This window comes from Nocardia asteroides, from assembly GCA_019930625.1.
In the GTDB taxonomy this organism is placed as follows: domain Bacteria; phylum Actinomycetota; class Actinomycetes; order Mycobacteriales; family Mycobacteriaceae; genus Nocardia; species Nocardia sputi.
The window spans coordinates 2,859,811-2,875,585 of record CP082844.1; the positions used below are offsets into that span (position 1 = coordinate 2,859,811).

General features: G+C 68.8%; 19 protein-coding genes. 10 read left to right on the top strand and 9 right to left on the bottom strand.

Annotated features, from left to right (window positions below):
• Positions 1-46: 46 nt before the first annotated feature.
• From sucC to purH, 6 genes are all read left to right on the top strand, one after another.
• On the top strand, positions 47-1,213 hold the full coding sequence (gene sucC, locus K8O92_12920; protein ID UAK34659.1) for an ADP-forming succinate--CoA ligase subunit beta: 1,167 nt from the start codon (positions 47-49) through the stop codon (positions 1,211-1,213).
• Between the two features lie 25 nt (positions 1,214-1,238).
• Entirely contained in the window at positions 1,239-2,153 is a 915-nt protein-coding gene (sucD, locus tag K8O92_12925; GenBank protein ID UAK34660.1) for a succinate--CoA ligase subunit alpha, read from the top strand.
• 437 nt (positions 2,154-2,590) lie between these two features.
• A complete protein-coding gene (locus K8O92_12930) occupies positions 2,591-3,661 on the top strand; it encodes a DUF5336 domain-containing protein (protein UAK34661.1) in 1,071 nt (356 codons plus the stop codon).
• 90 nt (positions 3,662-3,751) lie between these two features.
• Complete coding sequence (locus tag K8O92_12935) at positions 3,752-5,266, top strand: DUF6350 family protein (GenBank protein ID UAK34662.1); 1,515 nt, start codon at positions 3,752-3,754, stop codon at positions 5,264-5,266.
• A gap of 37 nt (positions 5,267-5,303) precedes the next feature.
• Complete coding sequence (purN, locus tag K8O92_12940; protein ID UAK35662.1) at positions 5,304-5,981, top strand: phosphoribosylglycinamide formyltransferase; 678 nt, start codon at positions 5,304-5,306, stop codon at positions 5,979-5,981.
• Entirely contained in the window at positions 5,978-7,549 is a 1,572-nt protein-coding gene (purH, locus tag K8O92_12945) for a bifunctional phosphoribosylaminoimidazolecarboxamide formyltransferase/IMP cyclohydrolase (protein UAK34663.1), read from the top strand. The genes purN and purH overlap by 4 nt, the downstream gene beginning before the upstream one ends.
• 283 nt (positions 7,550-7,832) lie before the next feature.
• Here purH and K8O92_12950 read toward each other — a convergent pair whose 3' ends face one another.
• On the bottom strand, positions 7,833-8,294 hold the full coding sequence (locus K8O92_12950) for a hypothetical protein (GenBank protein ID UAK34664.1): 462 nt from the start codon (positions 8,292-8,294) through the stop codon (positions 7,833-7,835).
• Between the two features lie 210 nt (positions 8,295-8,504).
• Here K8O92_12950 and K8O92_12955 point away from each other — a divergent pair, with 210 nt between their 5' ends.
• Complete coding sequence (locus tag K8O92_12955) at positions 8,505-9,089, top strand: LysM peptidoglycan-binding domain-containing protein (GenBank protein UAK34665.1); 585 nt, start codon at positions 8,505-8,507, stop codon at positions 9,087-9,089.
• Between the two features lie 86 nt (positions 9,090-9,175).
• Here K8O92_12955 and rpsR read toward each other — a convergent pair whose 3' ends face one another.
• From rpsR to rpmB, 4 genes are read right to left on the bottom strand one after another with little or no spacing between them, the layout of a single operon-like run.
• Positions 9,176-9,430 (bottom strand): 30S ribosomal protein S18, encoded by a 255-nt coding sequence (rpsR, locus tag K8O92_12960; protein ID UAK34666.1) that lies wholly within the window; start codon positions 9,428-9,430, stop codon positions 9,176-9,178.
• 34 nt (positions 9,431-9,464) lie between these two features.
• Positions 9,465-9,770, bottom strand: a complete 306-nt coding sequence (gene rpsN, locus K8O92_12965) for a 30S ribosomal protein S14 (protein UAK34667.1) — start codon at positions 9,768-9,770, stop codon at positions 9,465-9,467.
• A gap of 1 nt (position 9,771) precedes the next feature.
• A complete protein-coding gene (gene rpmG / locus K8O92_12970) occupies positions 9,772-9,942 on the bottom strand; it encodes a 50S ribosomal protein L33 (GenBank protein ID UAK34668.1) in 171 nt (56 codons plus the stop codon).
• Positions 9,943-9,955: 13 nt separating this feature from the next.
• Entirely contained in the window at positions 9,956-10,192 is a 237-nt protein-coding gene (gene rpmB / locus K8O92_12975; GenBank protein UAK34669.1) for a 50S ribosomal protein L28, read from the bottom strand.
• A 225-nt stretch (positions 10,193-10,417) separates the two neighbouring features.
• On the opposite strand from rpmB, the gene K8O92_12980 reads away from it, so the two are divergent.
• Genes K8O92_12980 through rpmF form a run of 3 tightly spaced genes read left to right on the top strand, consistent with a single transcriptional unit; the run spans position 10,418 to position 12,079 of the window.
• A complete protein-coding gene (locus K8O92_12980) occupies positions 10,418-11,647 on the top strand; it encodes a GTP-binding protein (protein ID UAK35663.1) in 1,230 nt (409 codons plus the stop codon).
• Positions 11,644-11,904, top strand: coding sequence for a type B 50S ribosomal protein L31 (locus tag K8O92_12985; GenBank protein UAK34670.1), 261 nt, complete (start codon positions 11,644-11,646; stop codon positions 11,902-11,904). The genes K8O92_12980 and K8O92_12985 overlap by 4 nt, the downstream gene beginning before the upstream one ends.
• Position 11,905: 1 nt before the next feature.
• Complete coding sequence (gene rpmF, locus K8O92_12990) at positions 11,906-12,079, top strand: 50S ribosomal protein L32 (protein UAK34671.1); 174 nt, start codon at positions 11,906-11,908, stop codon at positions 12,077-12,079.
• 652 nt (positions 12,080-12,731) lie between these two features.
• On the opposite strand, the gene K8O92_12995 is transcribed toward rpmF, so the two are convergent.
• The 4 genes from K8O92_12995 to K8O92_13010 all read right to left on the bottom strand — a co-directional run bounded on the left by K8O92_12995 (position 12,732) and on the right by K8O92_13010 (position 15,771).
• Positions 12,732-13,781 (bottom strand): DUF1906 domain-containing protein, encoded by a 1,050-nt coding sequence (locus K8O92_12995; GenBank protein ID UAK34672.1) that lies wholly within the window; start codon positions 13,779-13,781, stop codon positions 12,732-12,734.
• Between the two features lie 158 nt (positions 13,782-13,939).
• The gene (locus K8O92_13000; protein UAK34673.1) at positions 13,940-14,749 is read right to left on the bottom strand and encodes a hypothetical protein; all 810 of its coding nucleotides are present in this window, start codon (positions 14,747-14,749) and stop codon (positions 13,940-13,942) included.
• Positions 14,742-15,299 carry an ATP/GTP-binding protein gene (locus K8O92_13005; protein UAK35664.1) on the bottom strand — a complete coding sequence of 186 codons (558 nt, stop codon included), beginning with the start codon at positions 15,297-15,299 and terminating at the stop codon, positions 14,742-14,744. Before K8O92_13005 ends, K8O92_13000 begins: the two co-directional genes overlap by 8 nt.
• A 100-nt stretch (positions 15,300-15,399) precedes the next feature.
• The gene (locus K8O92_13010; GenBank protein UAK34674.1) at positions 15,400-15,771 is read right to left on the bottom strand and encodes a DUF742 domain-containing protein; all 372 of its coding nucleotides are present in this window, start codon (positions 15,769-15,771) and stop codon (positions 15,400-15,402) included.
• Between the last annotated feature and the right edge of the window lie 4 nt (positions 15,772-15,775).

Below are 15,775 nucleotides of genomic sequence, written 5' to 3' on the forward strand. Positions count from 1 at the left end.
GCCAACAAAGACGTTGTCATCACAACGCAGACGAGACGGTGAGTACATGGATCTCTTCGAATATCAGGCGAAGGAGCTCTTCGTTAAGCACGGAGTGCCTTCGTCCGAGGGCCGCGTCACGGACACGGCCGAGGACGCCCGCGCGATCGCGGCGGAAATCGGCAAGCCGGTGATGATCAAGGCCCAGGTGAAGGCCGGTGGCCGCGGCAAGGCGGGTGGCGTCAAGTACGCCGCCACCCCGGACGACGCGCTCACGCACGCGCAGAACATCATCGGCCTGGACATCAAGGGCCACATCACCAAGAAGATCCTCGTCGCCGAGGCCAAGGACATCGCGGAGGAGTACTACATCTCCTTCCTGCTGGACCGGGCCAACCGGACCTACCTGGCCATGTGCTCGGTCGAGGGCGGCATGGAGATCGAAGAGGTCGCCGCGACCAAGCCGGAGCGGCTGGCGAAGGTGCCCGTCGACGCGGTCAAGGGCGTCGACCTGGCGTTCGCGCGCTCGATCGCCGAGCAGGGCCACCTGCCCGCCGACGTGCTGGACACCGCGGCCGTGACCATCCAGAAGCTGTGGGAGGTGTTCGTCGCCGAGGACGCCACCCTGGTCGAGGTCAACCCGCTGGTGCGCACCCCGCAGGACGAGATCCTCGCACTGGACGGCAAGGTCACCCTCGACGAGAACGCCGGATTCCGCCACCCGGAGCACGAGGCGTTCGCGGACAAGGACGCGACCGACCCGCTCGAGCTGAAGGCCAAGGAGAACGACCTCAACTACGTCAAGCTCGACGGTTCGGTCGGCATCATCGGCAACGGCGCGGGTCTGGTCATGTCGACCCTGGACGTCGTCGCCTACGCGGGCGAGGGCCACGGCGGCGTGAAGCCGGCCAACTTCCTGGACATCGGCGGTGGCGCCTCGGCCGAGGTGATGGCCGCCGGTCTCGACGTCATCCTGAACGACGAGCAGGTCAAGAGCGTGTTCGTCAACGTGTTCGGCGGGATCACCGCCTGTGACGCGGTCGCCAACGGCATCGTGAAGGCGCTGGAGATCCTGGGCGACAACGCGAACAAGCCGCTGGTGGTCCGCCTCGACGGCAACCGGGTGGACGAGGGTCGCCAGATCCTCGTCGATGCCGCGCACCCGCTGGTGACGCTGGCGCAGACAATGGACGAAGGCGCCGACAAGGCCGCCGAACTGGCAGCCGCCCGATAACGACGGCCGAGTAAGGACGAAAAGAATGTCTATCTTCCTGAACAAGGATTCCAAGGTCATCGTCCAGGGCATCACCGGCGGCGAGGGCACCAAGCACACCGCGCTGATGCTGAAGGCGGGCACCAAGATCGTGGGCGGTGTGAACGCGCGCAAGGCGGGCACCACCGTCGCGCACACCGACTCCGAGGGCAACGCGGTCGAGCTGCCTGTCTTCGGCACCGTCGCGGAGGCCATCAAGGAGACCGGCGCCGACGTGTCCATCGCGTTCGTGCCGCCGAAGTTCGCCAAGGACGCCATCATCGAGGCCATCGACGCGGAGATCCCGCTGCTCGTGGTCATCACCGAGGGCATCCCGGTGCAGGACACCGCGTACGCGTGGGCCTACAACGTGGAGAAGGGCGCCAAGACCCGGATCATCGGCCCCAACTGCCCCGGCATCATCACCCCCGGCGAGTCGCTGGTCGGCATCACCCCGGCCAACATCACCGGCAAGGGCCCGATCGGCCTGGTCTCGAAGTCCGGCACGCTGACCTACCAGATGATGTACGAGCTGCGCGACTTCGGCTTCTCGACCTCCATCGGCATCGGCGGCGACCCGGTCATCGGCACCACCCACATCGATGCCATCGAGGCGTTCGAGAAGGACCCGGAGACCAAGCTGATCGTGATGATCGGCGAGATCGGCGGCGACGCCGAGGAGCGGGCCGCGGCCTACATCAAGGCCAACGTCACCAAGCCGGTCGTCGGCTACGTGGCGGGCTTCACCGCCCCCGAAGGCAAGACGATGGGCCACGCGGGCGCCATCGTGTCCGGCTCGTCGGGCACCGCCCAGGCGAAGAAGGACGCGCTCGAGGCTGCGGGCGTGAAGGTCGGCAAGACGCCGTCCGAGACCGCCGCGCTGGCTCGCGAGATCCTGGAGAAGGCCAGCATCAGCGCCTGATCTCCCACCGCGCCACGAAGGCCGCCTCCGAATTCGGGGGGCGGCCTTCGTCATGTGTGGCGGTGGGCTCCGGCTGGGGCAGCAGCCGAGCTTCCGGACCGGCCACGTGTGGAACCGCGGAGTGTCGGGCGTTCCGTCGTCCCTTCTCCCTGCACACGAGGCAGCCGGACGAATGGTTCACCGAGCTGTCACACCGATTTCCCCGCCGGTGAGAACCCGGTTGGTGTGAAAAGCGCCATCGCGGGCAACAGTGTCAGTGAGCGGTGGGTGGTCCCGCTCTGAACTCCTGGCCGGACACCTGCCACGACCTGCCCGGATATGGGCCGACTCGCGGGTCCCGGCCGTCGCGGCGGGGTGACCTGGGCGAGGGAGTGCAGTAGCGTCAGGAGTAATCCAGCCGTGAATACCATGTACGACTCGATTTAGGAGACGACGACATGTCCTACCCGACCGGGGGCTCCGGGTACAACACACCCTCGCCCTCAGCGCCATCCAGCCAGAGCCCGGCAACCGGTGGTGCCAGTGCAGGTTCGAGCGCTACCGGTTCCGATGCCAAAGGTCTGCCGTTCTTCCTGGTGGTCGGCGTAGCAGCGCTCGGCGTGCTCAATTTCCTGCTCGGCTTCCTGCCGTTCCTCGGCAGCAAGCCGATCGATTTCGGCGGCACCAGGGTCAGCGGACCGGAGTCGGCCAACCTCTTCGAGGTGGCCTCCGGCGCGCCGCTGCTCGGCCTGCTGTTGCTGGGCGCCCTCCTCGCAGGCCTGTCGCTGTTGCCGAAGCAGAATTGGATCGGCGCGGCCGCCGCGGCGTCGACCGCGGGCTTCCTCGCGCTGCTGTTCCAGTCGTTCAACTTCGGTGAGGGCAGCGAGCTGAAGGTGGGCGCGTACATCCTGCTCGTGCTCGCCTTCGTGCAGGCCGCGGTGGCGATCGCCGCGACGCTGTTCGACGCGGGCATCCTCAAGGCGCCCGCGCCGCGCCCGGCCACCGCGCCGGCCGGATTCGGTCAGGGCGGCTACGGCCAGCAGCCGTCGTACGGTCAGGGACAGCAGTCTTACGGCCAGCCGGGCCAGTCCGGCTACGGAGCCAGCCCTTACGGGCAGTCCGGCTACGGCGCGCAGTCCGCTCCGCCGCAGTTCCCGTCCCAGGCGGGGCAGCCATCGCCCTACGGGCAGAGCCAGCCGGGCTACGGTCAGGCCCAGCAGGGGCAAGGTCAGCAGGGCCAGTACGGCCAACAGCCCTCGCCCTACGGGCAGAGCCAGCCGACCACTGCCTACGGCGCATCCCAGCAGCCGGGTTCGCCCTACGGCGCGCAGCCGCGCCCGGACGAGAGCGCGACCCAGCACTTCGGTGGACAGCAGCAGTCCGGTCAGCAGGCGCCCTACGGTTCGGGCTACGGACAACAGCAGGCGCAGCCGAGCCAGCAGAACAAGCCGTTCGGCGGTGAGACGGGCAGCGATCCTTCCTCGGACGCCACCCAGGCATTCCGTCCCTCGGACGACAACAACAAGTAGGAACTCGGCGGCATCCTCCCGGCGCGGCGACCGCGTGCGCGCGGCGCGCCTGACCCGCTCGCGCCGGGGAGGATGCCACGCTGAAATGCCATGAGCTCCTCCAGAAACTCCTCGACCCGCCGGATCGGCGGGTCGCGCGCGTCGCGACCGCACCCCGATGCGGACGAAGCCGGGTTTCTGTCCCTCACCCCGGAGCGGTCCAGGGTTCTCATCGCGGTCGCGGGCCGCCCTTCGGCCTTCGGGCTGACCACCCTCGTCGTCCTGGTGCTCGCCGCGCTGCTGGCATCGGGCAGCGATCTCGCCGGTGTCTCGGGAGCGATCGCCGCCTCCTGGCTGGGGGTGCACCAAGTTCCGCTGGTGATCGACAAGACCTCGCTCGGCCTGCTCCCGCTGCTGCCGACCGCGCTGCTGGTGTGGCTGGCCGCGCGGGAAAGCGCGCGCGCCGTGGAACCGCACTGCACCAGAGCCGATCTCGGGTGGATCGTCGGCGCCGCCGTGGGCGGTCCGCTGCTGGTCACCTCCGTCTGCCTCGCGGTCACCGAAGACGCTTCCGGTGTCATCGCGCTGCAACCGCCGAACACGCTCGCCGCGTTCGCGTGGGTTACAGCGCTGTACCTGCTGGCCGCCGCCATCGGTATCGCCGTCCGTATCCGGCGACAGCTGTTCGTGCTTCTGCGCCTGCCCGATTGGGCCGTCTCCGGACTCTACGGCGCGGGCCGCTCCGTCTTGCGCCTGCTGGGTTGCGCCACGGCGGTCGTCGTCGTCTCGTTCCTCGCGCACATCGGCCGGCTCGGCGACATGTACCAGTCGGCGGGCAACGCCGGGGGCGTCCTCGGACTGACGCTGCTCTCACTGGCCTATCTGCCGAACTTGGTGATCCAGACCGTCGGTGTGCTGGTCGGTTCCAGCGCGCAGATCGGCGCAGCCTCCTTCGGGGTGTTCTCCGTCGTCGGCGGCCCGATCCCGGCTTTCCCGCTGCTCACCGCGGTGCCGACCGGTCCGGCGGCGGGATGGTGGCCGGTGTTGCTGCTGGTTCCCGCCGCGGTCGGCGTGCTCGGCGGGCTGGACCTCGCCCGCACCTCCACCGACCGCATCACCGCGCCGTGGGCCACGCTCACTTCCGCCGCGCTCGCCGCGTCGGCGCTGACGGTGGCAGGCACGGTCGCGGGCGGCGAACTCGGCACGATCGGCCGGGTGGGCCTGGACCTGCCGGTCTTCACCCTGATCACGTTCGCCTGGCTGGCGATTCCCGGCTATGCGGGCTTGGCGTTCGCGCGCTGGTTCCTCGTGCCGGTCGGCGTCCCGCCTGCCGACTACACCGATCCGTATGACGAGTATTACGACGAGGACGCCTACTACGAGGCGGACGAGCGTGACTACTACGAAGACGATGATCGTTACGAGGACGACGACTACGACTACGACTACCGCTACGACGACTACGACCGGCCGCAACTGGAAGCCCCGCTGGACGCAGAACTCGTCGACGAAGCGCCCGCGATCGAGACCGGCGGCCGCTACCGCGACCACCCCACACCGGACATCGTCGACGCCGAGGTGGTCGAGACGGACCTGCCGGAGAGTGGCGGGGTGGACGGTCGTTAGGCTCTAACCCGGCGGTGCCGCATCCGTCCGCCATCCGATCGATCGCAGGAGTAGAGCGCTGACGTCCCCGTATGCCTCGTGGAAGCCCACAGCGACGCCGGCCACCGTCGTCGTGCTGGCGTCGGGCACCGGTTCGCTCCTGCGCGCCCTGCTGGACGCCGCGTCCGAACCCGGCTACCCGGCGAAGGTCGTCGCGGTCGGGGTCGACCGGCTCTGCGCCGCAACCACCCACGCGGACGCCGAGGGCGTGCCGCATTTCCGGGTGGCGGTGAAGGACTTTCCCGACCGTGCCGCATGGGATGTCGAGCTCACCGAAGCGGTCGCCGCGCACCAGCCCGATCTGGTGGTGTCGGCGGGCTTCATGAAGCTGCTCGGTCCCGCCTTCCTGGACCGGTTCGGCGGCCGGATCATCAACACCCACCCCGCGCTGCTGCCCGCCTTTCCCGGCGCGCACGGTGTACGTGACGCGCTCGCCTACGGCGCGCGGGTCACCGGCTGCACCGTGCATCTGGTCGATGAGGGCGTGGACACCGGGCCGATCCTCGCGCAGGAGGCGGTGCCGGTGCTGGCGGGTGACGACGAGGCCACCCTGCACGAGCGCATCAAGGTTGTCGAGCGACGGTTGCTGGCGGAAGTCGTCGCCGCCGTCGCGACGCGAGGCATTGTCTCCGACGGACGAAAGGCAGTTATCCCAGATGAGCGAGTTCTCCGGTGAGTGAACGCAGGCCGATCAGCAGGGCGCTGGTGAGCGTCTACGACAAGACGGGTCTGGTGGAGCTCGCGACCGGTCTGCACGCCGCGGGCATCGAGCTGGTCTCGACCGGGTCGACCGCGGGAAGGATCGCGGACGTGGGCATCCCGGTGACCAAGGTCGAGGACCTGACCGGGTTCCCGGAGACCCTCGACGGCCGGGTCAAGACGCTGCACCCGAGGGTGCACGCGGGCATCCTGGCGGACTCGCGCAAGCAGGAACACGTCGATCAGCTCGTGGAGCTCGGCGTCGAGGCGTTCCAGCTGGTGGTGGTCAACCTCTACCCGTTCACCCAGACCGTGGCGAGCGGTGCGACCCCCGACGAGTGCGTGGAGCAGATCGATATCGGCGGGCCGTCCATGGTGCGCGCCGCGGCGAAGAACCATCCTTCCGTCGCGGTGGTCGTCGACAGCGGCGACTACGACGACGTGCTGGCCGCGGTGAAGTCCGGCGGTTTCACCTTGGCCGAGCGTACGGCCCTGGCCGCCAAGGCTTTCCAGCACACGGCGAGTTATGACGTGGCGGTCGCGAGCTGGATGACCAACGTGCTGACCGGCGACGGCGCCGCCGACGAGACGACGATCCGGTTCCCCGAGTGGCTCGGCGGCACCTGGGAGCGGTCGGCGGTGCTGCGCTACGGCGAGAATCCGCATCAGTCCGCCGCCCTGTACACCAACGGCGACGGCAGCCTCGGCCTGGCGCAGGCACGGCAGTTGCACGGCAAGGAGATGTCGTACAACAACTACGTCGACGCCGACGCCGCCTGGCGCGCCGCCTACGACCACGAAGACCCGGCGGTTGCGATCATCAAGCACGCCAACCCGTGCGGCATCGCCCTCGGCGCCGATATCGCCGAGGCGCACCGCAAGGCGCACGCCTGCGACCCGGTCAGCGCGTTCGGCGGGGTCATCGCGGCCAACCGTCAGGTCACCGTGGAGATGGCCGAGCAGGTCGCCGAGATCTTCACCGAGGTGATCGTCGCGCCGTCCTACGCCGACGGCGCGGTGGAAGTGTTGCAGCGCAAGAAGAACGTGCGCATCCTCGTCGCCGAGCCGCCGCGGCGCGCAGGCGCGGAGCTGCGCCCGATCAGCGGCGGCGCCCTGCTGCAGCAGCGTGACGTGCTGGACGCTCCGGGCGACGACCCGGCCGGTTGGACCCTGGCAGCGGGCGAGCCCGCCGACGCGGAAACACTCGCCGATCTGGCGTTCGCTTGGCGCGCTTGCCGGGCGGTGAAGTCCAACGCGATCCTGCTCGCGCACGACGGCGCTTCGGTCGGCGTCGGCATGGGGCAGGTCAACCGGGTGGACGCGGTCGGCCTCGCGGTACAGCGGGCCGGTGACCGCGCCAAGGGTTCGGTGGCGGCCTCCGACGCCTATTTCCCGTTCCCGGACGGGCCGCAGACTTTGATCCAGGCCGGTGTCCGCGCCATCGTCCAGCCCGGCGGTTCGGTGCGCGACCAGGAGACCATCGACATCGCCCGTGAGGCAGGCGTCACCCTCTATCTCACCGGGGCACGCCACTTCGCGCACTGAGATCGGTAGTGCTGGTGCGCCGCGTCGGATTCCCTCCGACGCGGCGCTCTTTGTATCGCGATGCTTGTTCTGACCACGAATCGCCAAGTGGCATAGAATGTTTGGCCCATTCGCGTGCTTCGAACCATGAGTTAGGTTGTGCTGCAACGTGCTAGGTAATCTCACCGGTGCGCAGACGGCGTCGCCTCCGAGATGGGCGGCGACGAGGCGGCCGGTCGCAAGCGAACAGCTACCCGGCCTCGATGTGAACCGCGCCGGCGGGGCAGGCGCTGTGCGCGCTGGCTCAGACCGCGCTGAGTACCGTACGGTCGCCGAGCGGCTCTTTCAACGGCACCTCCAGGGTGCCGAACACCGCGATCATCGTGCACATCCGGCCGACCGCCTCGGCGCGGCTACCCGAGCGCAGCTCGACCGTCACCGTCGAGCCCGACTCGGTGACCGTGGCGTCCACGCCGTAGCACTCCGGCGACCCGGTCTCGAAGTTGACCGCTATCTTGTTGTCCGCCAAACGAGTCCACGACCGGAACGGGATCGGATGCGCGCCGACGATGGTCGGATCGGCGGTGAACTCGTTGCCCTGGTTCCCACGCGGGTCCTCGATCGGCGTGTGGGGCTCCGCGGTGGACGTGGCGCTCGCCTGCGGTGGTTTCGCGTTGTCGTCCGAGCCGCCGCAACCTGTGGCGGTGAGACAGGCAAGCACTACGGCGACAGCTGTGGCGGCGCGTCCGGCCCGGATCCGATCCATACCGACACCCTAGTCCCGGCGCCTATCCGACAGCGTCCCTCGGGTGCGTCCTGCACTGGGACGAACCCCACAGTGAACGTTCCGCGAACCCTGCGCGTAATGACTCCGAAAAGCGTTCGGGGGCAGTAAGTTCGGCGGGGATGTGCGCCAGGGTGTTGCGGCGCCCATCCATGTCGGATGCTCTACCAGCTTTTCTGGAAAGGAAGTATCGTGGTCGACACGCTGCGCGTAGGCGAAGAACTCGGGCGGGGCCAGTCCCTCCAGGGCGGGGCTTACCGCCTCACCCTGCAGGACGACGGCAATCTAGTGCTGTCCGAGCCGGACGGGAATGTAGTGTGGGCCACCCAAACTCATGACCAGGGCGTGGAGCGGGCGGTGCTGCAGGACGACGGCAACTTCGTCCTCTACAAGGCAGATGGCGCCGCATGGGCCACCGAGACCAACGGCCAGGCGGCCGAGCGGCTGGTCGTGCAGGCCGATCGCAACGTCGTGCTGTACGGCGCCGACGGCATTGCGCTGTGGGCTTCCGGCACCCACACCGACTCGCCACTGCCCGCCCCGGAGGCGGAACCGGTGCAAGAGCAGGAGCAGGTCGCGGCTCCGGCCGCCGAGGAGGTGCCGCCTCCGCCGCCGGCCCCCGAGCCGCGCACCTACACCGTGGAGCCGGGTGACACCCTGTGGGCGATCGCCGAGCACTTCTACGGCGACGGCAATCGTTACCAGGAGATCGCGGACGCCAGTGGCATCCCGAACCCGGACGCGATCAACCCCGGCCAGGTGCTGACCATTCCGTAACCTCGGCCGGTTCGGTAGCGACGACGAAGACCCCCGGTGCTCGCGCATCGGGGGTCTTTTTCGAGTTCGCTCGTGGCGGAGTCCGCCTACCGGCTGGTGAACGGCAGCAGCGCCATCTCGCGGGCGTTCTTCACCGCGACAGCGACCTGGCGCTGCTGCTGCGGGGTGAGCCCGGTGACCCGGCGGCTGCGAATCTTGCCGCGGTCGGAGATGAACGTACGCAGCAGGTTCACGTCTTTGTAGTCGACCGTCTCGATGCCGGCGGCGATGAGCGGGTTCTTCTTCGGACGGCGGGCCTGCTCGGCGCGAACCTTCTTAGACGGTGCTCGCTTGACTGCCATATGACGAGTTCCTTCTCACGAGAACAGTGGTTGTCTACCAGCTCGATTTGTGCACACCGGGCAGCTCGCCCCGGTGGGCCATCTCGCGTACACGCACACGGGAGAGTCCGAACTTCCGGAGATGACCGCGCGGTCGTCCGTCGGCGGCGTCCCGATTGCGCAATCGTACCGGACTGGCATCGCGCGGCTGGCGTCGCAGTTCGGCCTGGGCGTCCGCGCGCGCGGACGCCGGCGTGCCCGGCTTCCGGATGAGCTCCTTCAGTTCGGCGCGCCGCGCGGCGTAACGCGCCACGATCTCCCTGCGCTGCTGGTCGCGTGCGATCTTCGACTTCTTGGCCATCTCAGCGCTCCTCGCGGAAGTCGACGTGCTTGCGCACGACCGGATCGTATTTGCGCAGGACCAAGCGGTCGGGGTCGTTGCGGCGATTCTTGCGGGTCACGTAGGTGTAACCGGTGCCCGCCGTGGACTTCAGCTTGACGATCGGGCGGATGTCGGTGGATTTCGACGCCATAGGTCGGCTCCTCTCAGATCTTCTCGCCGCGAGCCCGCAGCCGGGCCACCACGGCCTCGATGCCGTCCCGGTCGATGGTCTTGATGCCCTTGGCGGAGACGGTCAGCGTGACGCGCCGGCCTTCGCTGGGCAGGTAGTAGGTCTTGCGCTGGACGTTGGGGTTCCAGCGGCGGCTGGTCCGCTTGTGCGAGTGCGACACGGACTTGCCGAACCCGGGCTTGCGCCCGGTGACCTGGCAGTGGGCCGACATGCGGACTCCCTCCAGTAGTTGACAATCGTTTTAGACAATGACTGCCGGACAATGTACCGTTGCCCAACAGCAAATGAAAATCGTTACTGAAAGGGGTTCTCGGTGGCCGCGGCAGATTCCCCCCTGGTCCCACCCGCGCCCGACCGCAGGACACCCGTGGTGCTGCTCGCCGGTTTCGCCGGACTCGCCGCCGCGGGCGTGGATCGCGCGGCCGCGGTGCTCGGCATGGCTGCGGGCACCGTCGTGGTCCGCCACGATCTGGCCCAGCTGCGGGAGGGCATCGTGCATCGCACGGTGCGAACCGCGACGCGGGAAACCTCGGCCGTGCTCGAGCTCGCGCACGGCTGTGTCTCCTGCACGCTGCGCATGGATCTGCTCCCGCTGCTGTGCACGCTGGCCCGACGCGAATCGGTGGACCGCATCGTGCTCGCGCTGGACCCGGCGTTCGAGGCCGAAGCCGTGTGCCACGCCATCGAGCAGGTCGTGGTCGCCGACGTGCACGGCCGCGTCGACGGACCGGCCGGGAGTGACGTACGGGTGGAGGCGGTATTGACCTGCCTGGACGCCGATCGGTGGCTGGCTGACGCGACCGGGGAGGAGACACTCGCCGAACGCGGCCTCGCCGCTGCCGACGACGACCGGACGGTGGCGCAAGTCGCGGTCGGTCAGGTCGATTTCGCCGATGCCGTCATCGCGCTCGGCGCCGCGGACGAGCACGCGGCGGTGCTCGCCGACGCATCGGCCGACCGGGGCAAGCTCGCGGCCGTACTCGCCAGGCTGGTCCCCGGCGCGCCGGTCGCCTGGGTGGACGAGCCGGGCGCGGTCACGCCCGCCCTGGTCGAAACGCTGCTCACACGCGTCCCGGCTGATTCCCGACGCGGCAGGATCTTCGACGCGCACGCACCGCTACTGCGTGGCCGTCCGCCCCTGACCAGCGACTACGGCGTCGAACTCGTGGAGTTCGCCGCGGCGCGGCCGTTCCATCCGGTTCGCCTGCACGAGGCGCTGGACGTGCTGTTGGACGGTGTCGTGACCGCGCGCGGGCGCATCTGGCTGGCCACCCAGCCCGACGAGGTGGTGTGGCTGGAATCCGCGGGCGGTGGCCTGCGGGTGGGCGGCGCGGGACGCTGGCTGGCCGCGATGTCGGAGGACGAGCTGGCCGAAGCGGATCCGGAGCGCCGGGCCATGGCCGCCCTGCGCTGGGACGAGCGGTTCGGGGACCGGGACATCTCGCTGTCGATCCTGGTGCACGAGGCCGACCCGGCGGAGATTCGCGAGGCATTGCACTGGGCTCTGGTGGAGGACGACGAACTGCGGCTGGTCGAGCGCGCGCCGGAGCGCGTAGCGCAGTGGGAGGACCCGTTCGGCGAATGGCACGCCGACCCGTGCGCCGACGGCGACGAGGCCGGACAGCCTGTGGAGGACGCGAAAAGCCCGAGAGGAGAAGCGAAATGAAGAAGGGGATCCATCCGGACTACCATCCGGTGATCTTCGAGGACGCGAGCACCGGCAAGCGGTTCCTCACCCGGTCCACGGCCACCAGTGCGCGCACGGTGGAGTGGACCGACGGCAACACCTACCCGCTGTTGACGGTGGACGTCACCGCCGACTCGCACCCGTTCTGGACCGGCGCGCACCGCGTGCTGGACACCCAGGGGCGTGTGGAGAAGTTCGAACGCAAATACGGCAAGCGCGCGCGGAAGGAGTCCTGAGATGGCGGTACCGAAGCGGAGGATGTCGCGGTCGAACACCCGCAGCCGCCGGTCGAATTGGAAGGCCGCGCCGGTGGACCTGGTCCCGGTGACCGTCGGGGGCGTCGTGCACAAGGTGCCGCGCAGGCTGGTCGCCGCGGTGCGCCGCGGTCTGATCGACGTCGAGCGGCTGTAGATCGGGCGCTCGGAACCCATTGCGACCGAAGCGGGGCCGACCGGAGTGATCCGGGCGGCCCCGCTTCGTCGGGCTGTGCGTCGGCCGACCGTGCCGGCGACGGCGCGAGGGCTACGGTGATCCAATGCATTCGGCAGCGGCCGGACCGGCGATCACCATCGAGCGCGACCGGGATGGTTGCGCGGACTAATTCGATCGACCGCGGTGTTCAGCGCCGCGCGCGAGTCGGTGCACGATAACTGTCGGGTTGCTGGTGACCGTCCTCGGGCGCTGGATACTGGTCGATTGTCCGGAAATGGCTATCGAAGCGCTCCGGAACAGGGATACGCGGCCGTCGCTCGCTGCATCGGCTATCTTTTGGCTATCAAAGTGTCCGGCATCACGTCGCACTATTGCGCCCGGCTCGATTGCGATCGGATAGCCACACGGCGAAATGCATACTGACGGTAGGTTTTTGGTCGGCAGAAAAGTCCGCCGAAAATGATGCGCGCGCAGCCGGATGCCGGTACCCTCGTCCTCGAGGGCGGGTTCTCCTGGTTTTCAGGAGAACCCGTCCATCGCCAATTCCGGGGCCGTCGCGCCGGTCCCGATCTCTCGTCGCACTCTCGCCCTGCCGGAGTGCCCGCACCAGGACGCTGCGCCGCTGTGCGACTCAGTTTTTCGAGGTCAGCTCCACCGCTCCGTCGCCATCACCCGGTGCGCGCCGCTCGCCGCCGTCGTTTCCCGGCAGACCGGGAAAGTCCGGCAACAGCGCCTCCAGGCGCGCCAGCTGCTCGCCGACGAGCGCGGCGGGACCCTCGATCAGCGACAGTGGCCACGGCCAGTGCCGCCCATTCCACCGCTGCACCTGTTCGGTCAGCTCGGCCGTCGTCGCCTCCAGTTCGCTGATCTCGATGCGCAATTCGCCTACTTGCGTTCGCAACTCGGTGGTTTCTCGCTCCAAGGTGGCGATACGGGCCAGCGCCGCGGCCAATCCGTCCACCAGCGTCCGATTCCGGCCGTCCGCGTCGGCGCCCAGCTGCGGCCAGCCCGACAGCCCCGGCCCCCGCAGTTGGATCTGGATGTCGCGCAGCACTTCCTCTTGTTCCGGCGTCACGTCCGGATCCTCCCGTTCGACGAAATCCCATTGGCCGAAATCGGTTGTCTCGGCCTTGTTCACGTCACAGCGCACGCCGCCGACCGTCGCTTGGCGCCGCGTCTGATGGATGGCGCGTCTGGTTTCCACGTTCGCGCCGGACCAGGCGTCGGTCTGCCATGCCCAGGTCGCGTATCCGGCGTCCAGTGCCCGGCTGACCGCCCAGTACCCTCCGTAGATTCCGACGTTCGGCCGGCCGAGCACGGTCGCGACGCCGTCCAGATAGGCGTTGACGCGCAACTGGTCGTGCGGCGAAACGTCGAAATCCGCGGAGAAATAGATCGGCCGGTCCACCCGCCCACCGCAGCGAAGCACCTGCGCGAGGCCCGCGCGCGCGTCCACGATGCCCGCGCCGTAGCCATCCAGCATCCGCGCGGCCGTGGTCTCCCATTTCGACACGATCGAGACGTCGTGCGTCCGCAGATCGTTCGCCTCGGCCGGGGTGAGCAGCTTGCCAGGGAGGCTCGGACCGCCCTCGGACAGATACCGCACAACGAAGTCGAACCCCGCCGCCCGAATCGCCGCGCCCCCAGGACGTCCAGCGGCGTAGTCCAGACCGAAACGCATGGCTCCCACTGTAAGTGGGCGGGGCGGGCGAATTCGGGGCATCGCCGAATCGGGGCCGTCCGCGGGCATCTGTCAGCGGGAAACAGTCGAAGAGTCTCGAAGACCGGAGCGAAACGGGGTGAGCGGCCGTGCGATCCGCCCCGGTCGGCGACCCAGGATCAGCGAGCGGGCTCCAGCTTGGGCCTGCGCGACTTCGGTGGTCCGGCCAGCTCGCGGCGGTCCGGCGCGATCAGCACCGCGGAGATCGGCACCGTCAACGCCAGCAAGCCGATGACGAACATCGGGAACACGAAGTCGAACAACTCCACGCCGTCGGGCACCTTCGCCGCCCGGTTGACGTCGAAGTGCAACGCGGCGATCGCCGTGTAATACGTGGCGGCCACACCGACGCCGAACAGCAGCACGGTCGCGGCGCGGGCCAGCGGGAAGCGCGGCGTCTGGAACAGCCACATCGTGGCGGTCGCGGTGATCACCCCGATCACACCGGAGACGATGGCCAGCCACATCGTCACGCCGACCGCCCCCTGGATCTCGAGCGAGCCGACGCCGAGGTAGTGGGTGACGCCGATACCAAGGCCCAGCACCGCGCCGCCGGGCAGCAGCAGCGTCAGCCGCGGGGTGCGCCCGATGATCACCAGCGCCGCGAATACCGCCGCGACGGAGACCACCAAGGCCGCGATCAACCTGCCCGTGTCGTAACGCATGGCGCTACCGGGCACTTTCAGGCCCAGCATGGCCACCGAGGTGGCCAGCCACACCCCGACGCCGCCGAGCGATATCGCCGCGGAAACCAGCCACACGAGCCGGAACTGCACCGAACGCGCGCCGTGCACGATGCAGGCGAACCCGACGACCGCGCCAAGCACCGAGATGCCCAGCGACAGCGTCACCAGCCAATAGCCGAGAGCGAACTGGTCGACGGACGTTCCGGCGCCACCGCCCGCGGCCAGCACCGCGACCTCACGCATGCCGGGCGGTTCCTTCCAGTTCGCTCGCTTTCAGCTGGGCGATAGCGTATTCGGTGACCGCGGCGAGCGCCTGGCGCACTTCGATCGCGTTGCGGGCGTCGATGTCCACGATCGGCACGCCCTCACGAACCGAAAGCGCCTCGCGCAGCTCGGCGATGGGGAAGCGCGGCGCGTCCGGGAAGCGGTTGACCGCGATCAGGAACGGCAGCTTGCGCGCCTCGAAGAAGTCGACCGCGGCGAAACTGTCCTCCAGCCGCCGGGTATCGATCAGCACCACCGCGCCGATCGCACCGCGGATCAGGTCGTCCCACATGAACCAGAACCGCCGCTGACCAGGCGTACCGAACAGGTATAGCACCAGGTTGCCGGGCAGGATGATCCGGCCGAAGTCCATCGCGACCGTGGTGGTCTCCTTCTCCGGCGTTTCGGCGAGATCGTCGATGCCGTCGGAGTAACGGGTCACCATCGCCTCGGTGCGCAGCGGAACGATCTCCGACACCGCGCCGACGAACGTGGTCTTGCCCGCGCCGAAGCCGCCCGCGACGACTATCTTCGTCGAAGCGACCCGGTTTTCGAAGCCTTCGGGCCCGGGGGTGCTTCCCGGTCCGGCATTCCCACTTGGCCCGGGATGTCCACTGGGCCCCAGATTCCTATAGGGCGCGGAGTCCACGCAATGTCCTCTCCATCAGGGAACGGCGCTCGTCATAGCTCGCCTCTTCGGTCAGGGTCGAATGCACGCGCATGGTGCCATCGACGACCAGGTCGCCGATCACCACTCGGACCATGCCGAGCGGCCGGTCCAGATGTGCCGCGATCTCGGCGACCGACAGCCGGTGCGTGCCGAGTCGCAGTATCTCGGTGCGGATGTCGCCGGTCGGCCAGTCGAGATGTGCAGTGTACGACAAGGTTTCGATGACTGCCTCCAACGGCAGGTCGATCGCGGGTTCGGTGCGCCCGGACGTCAGGGCGTAGGGCCGGACGCGCGTGGTCGGTCGTGGTCCGGGGCCGTATGGGTTGGACATCTCA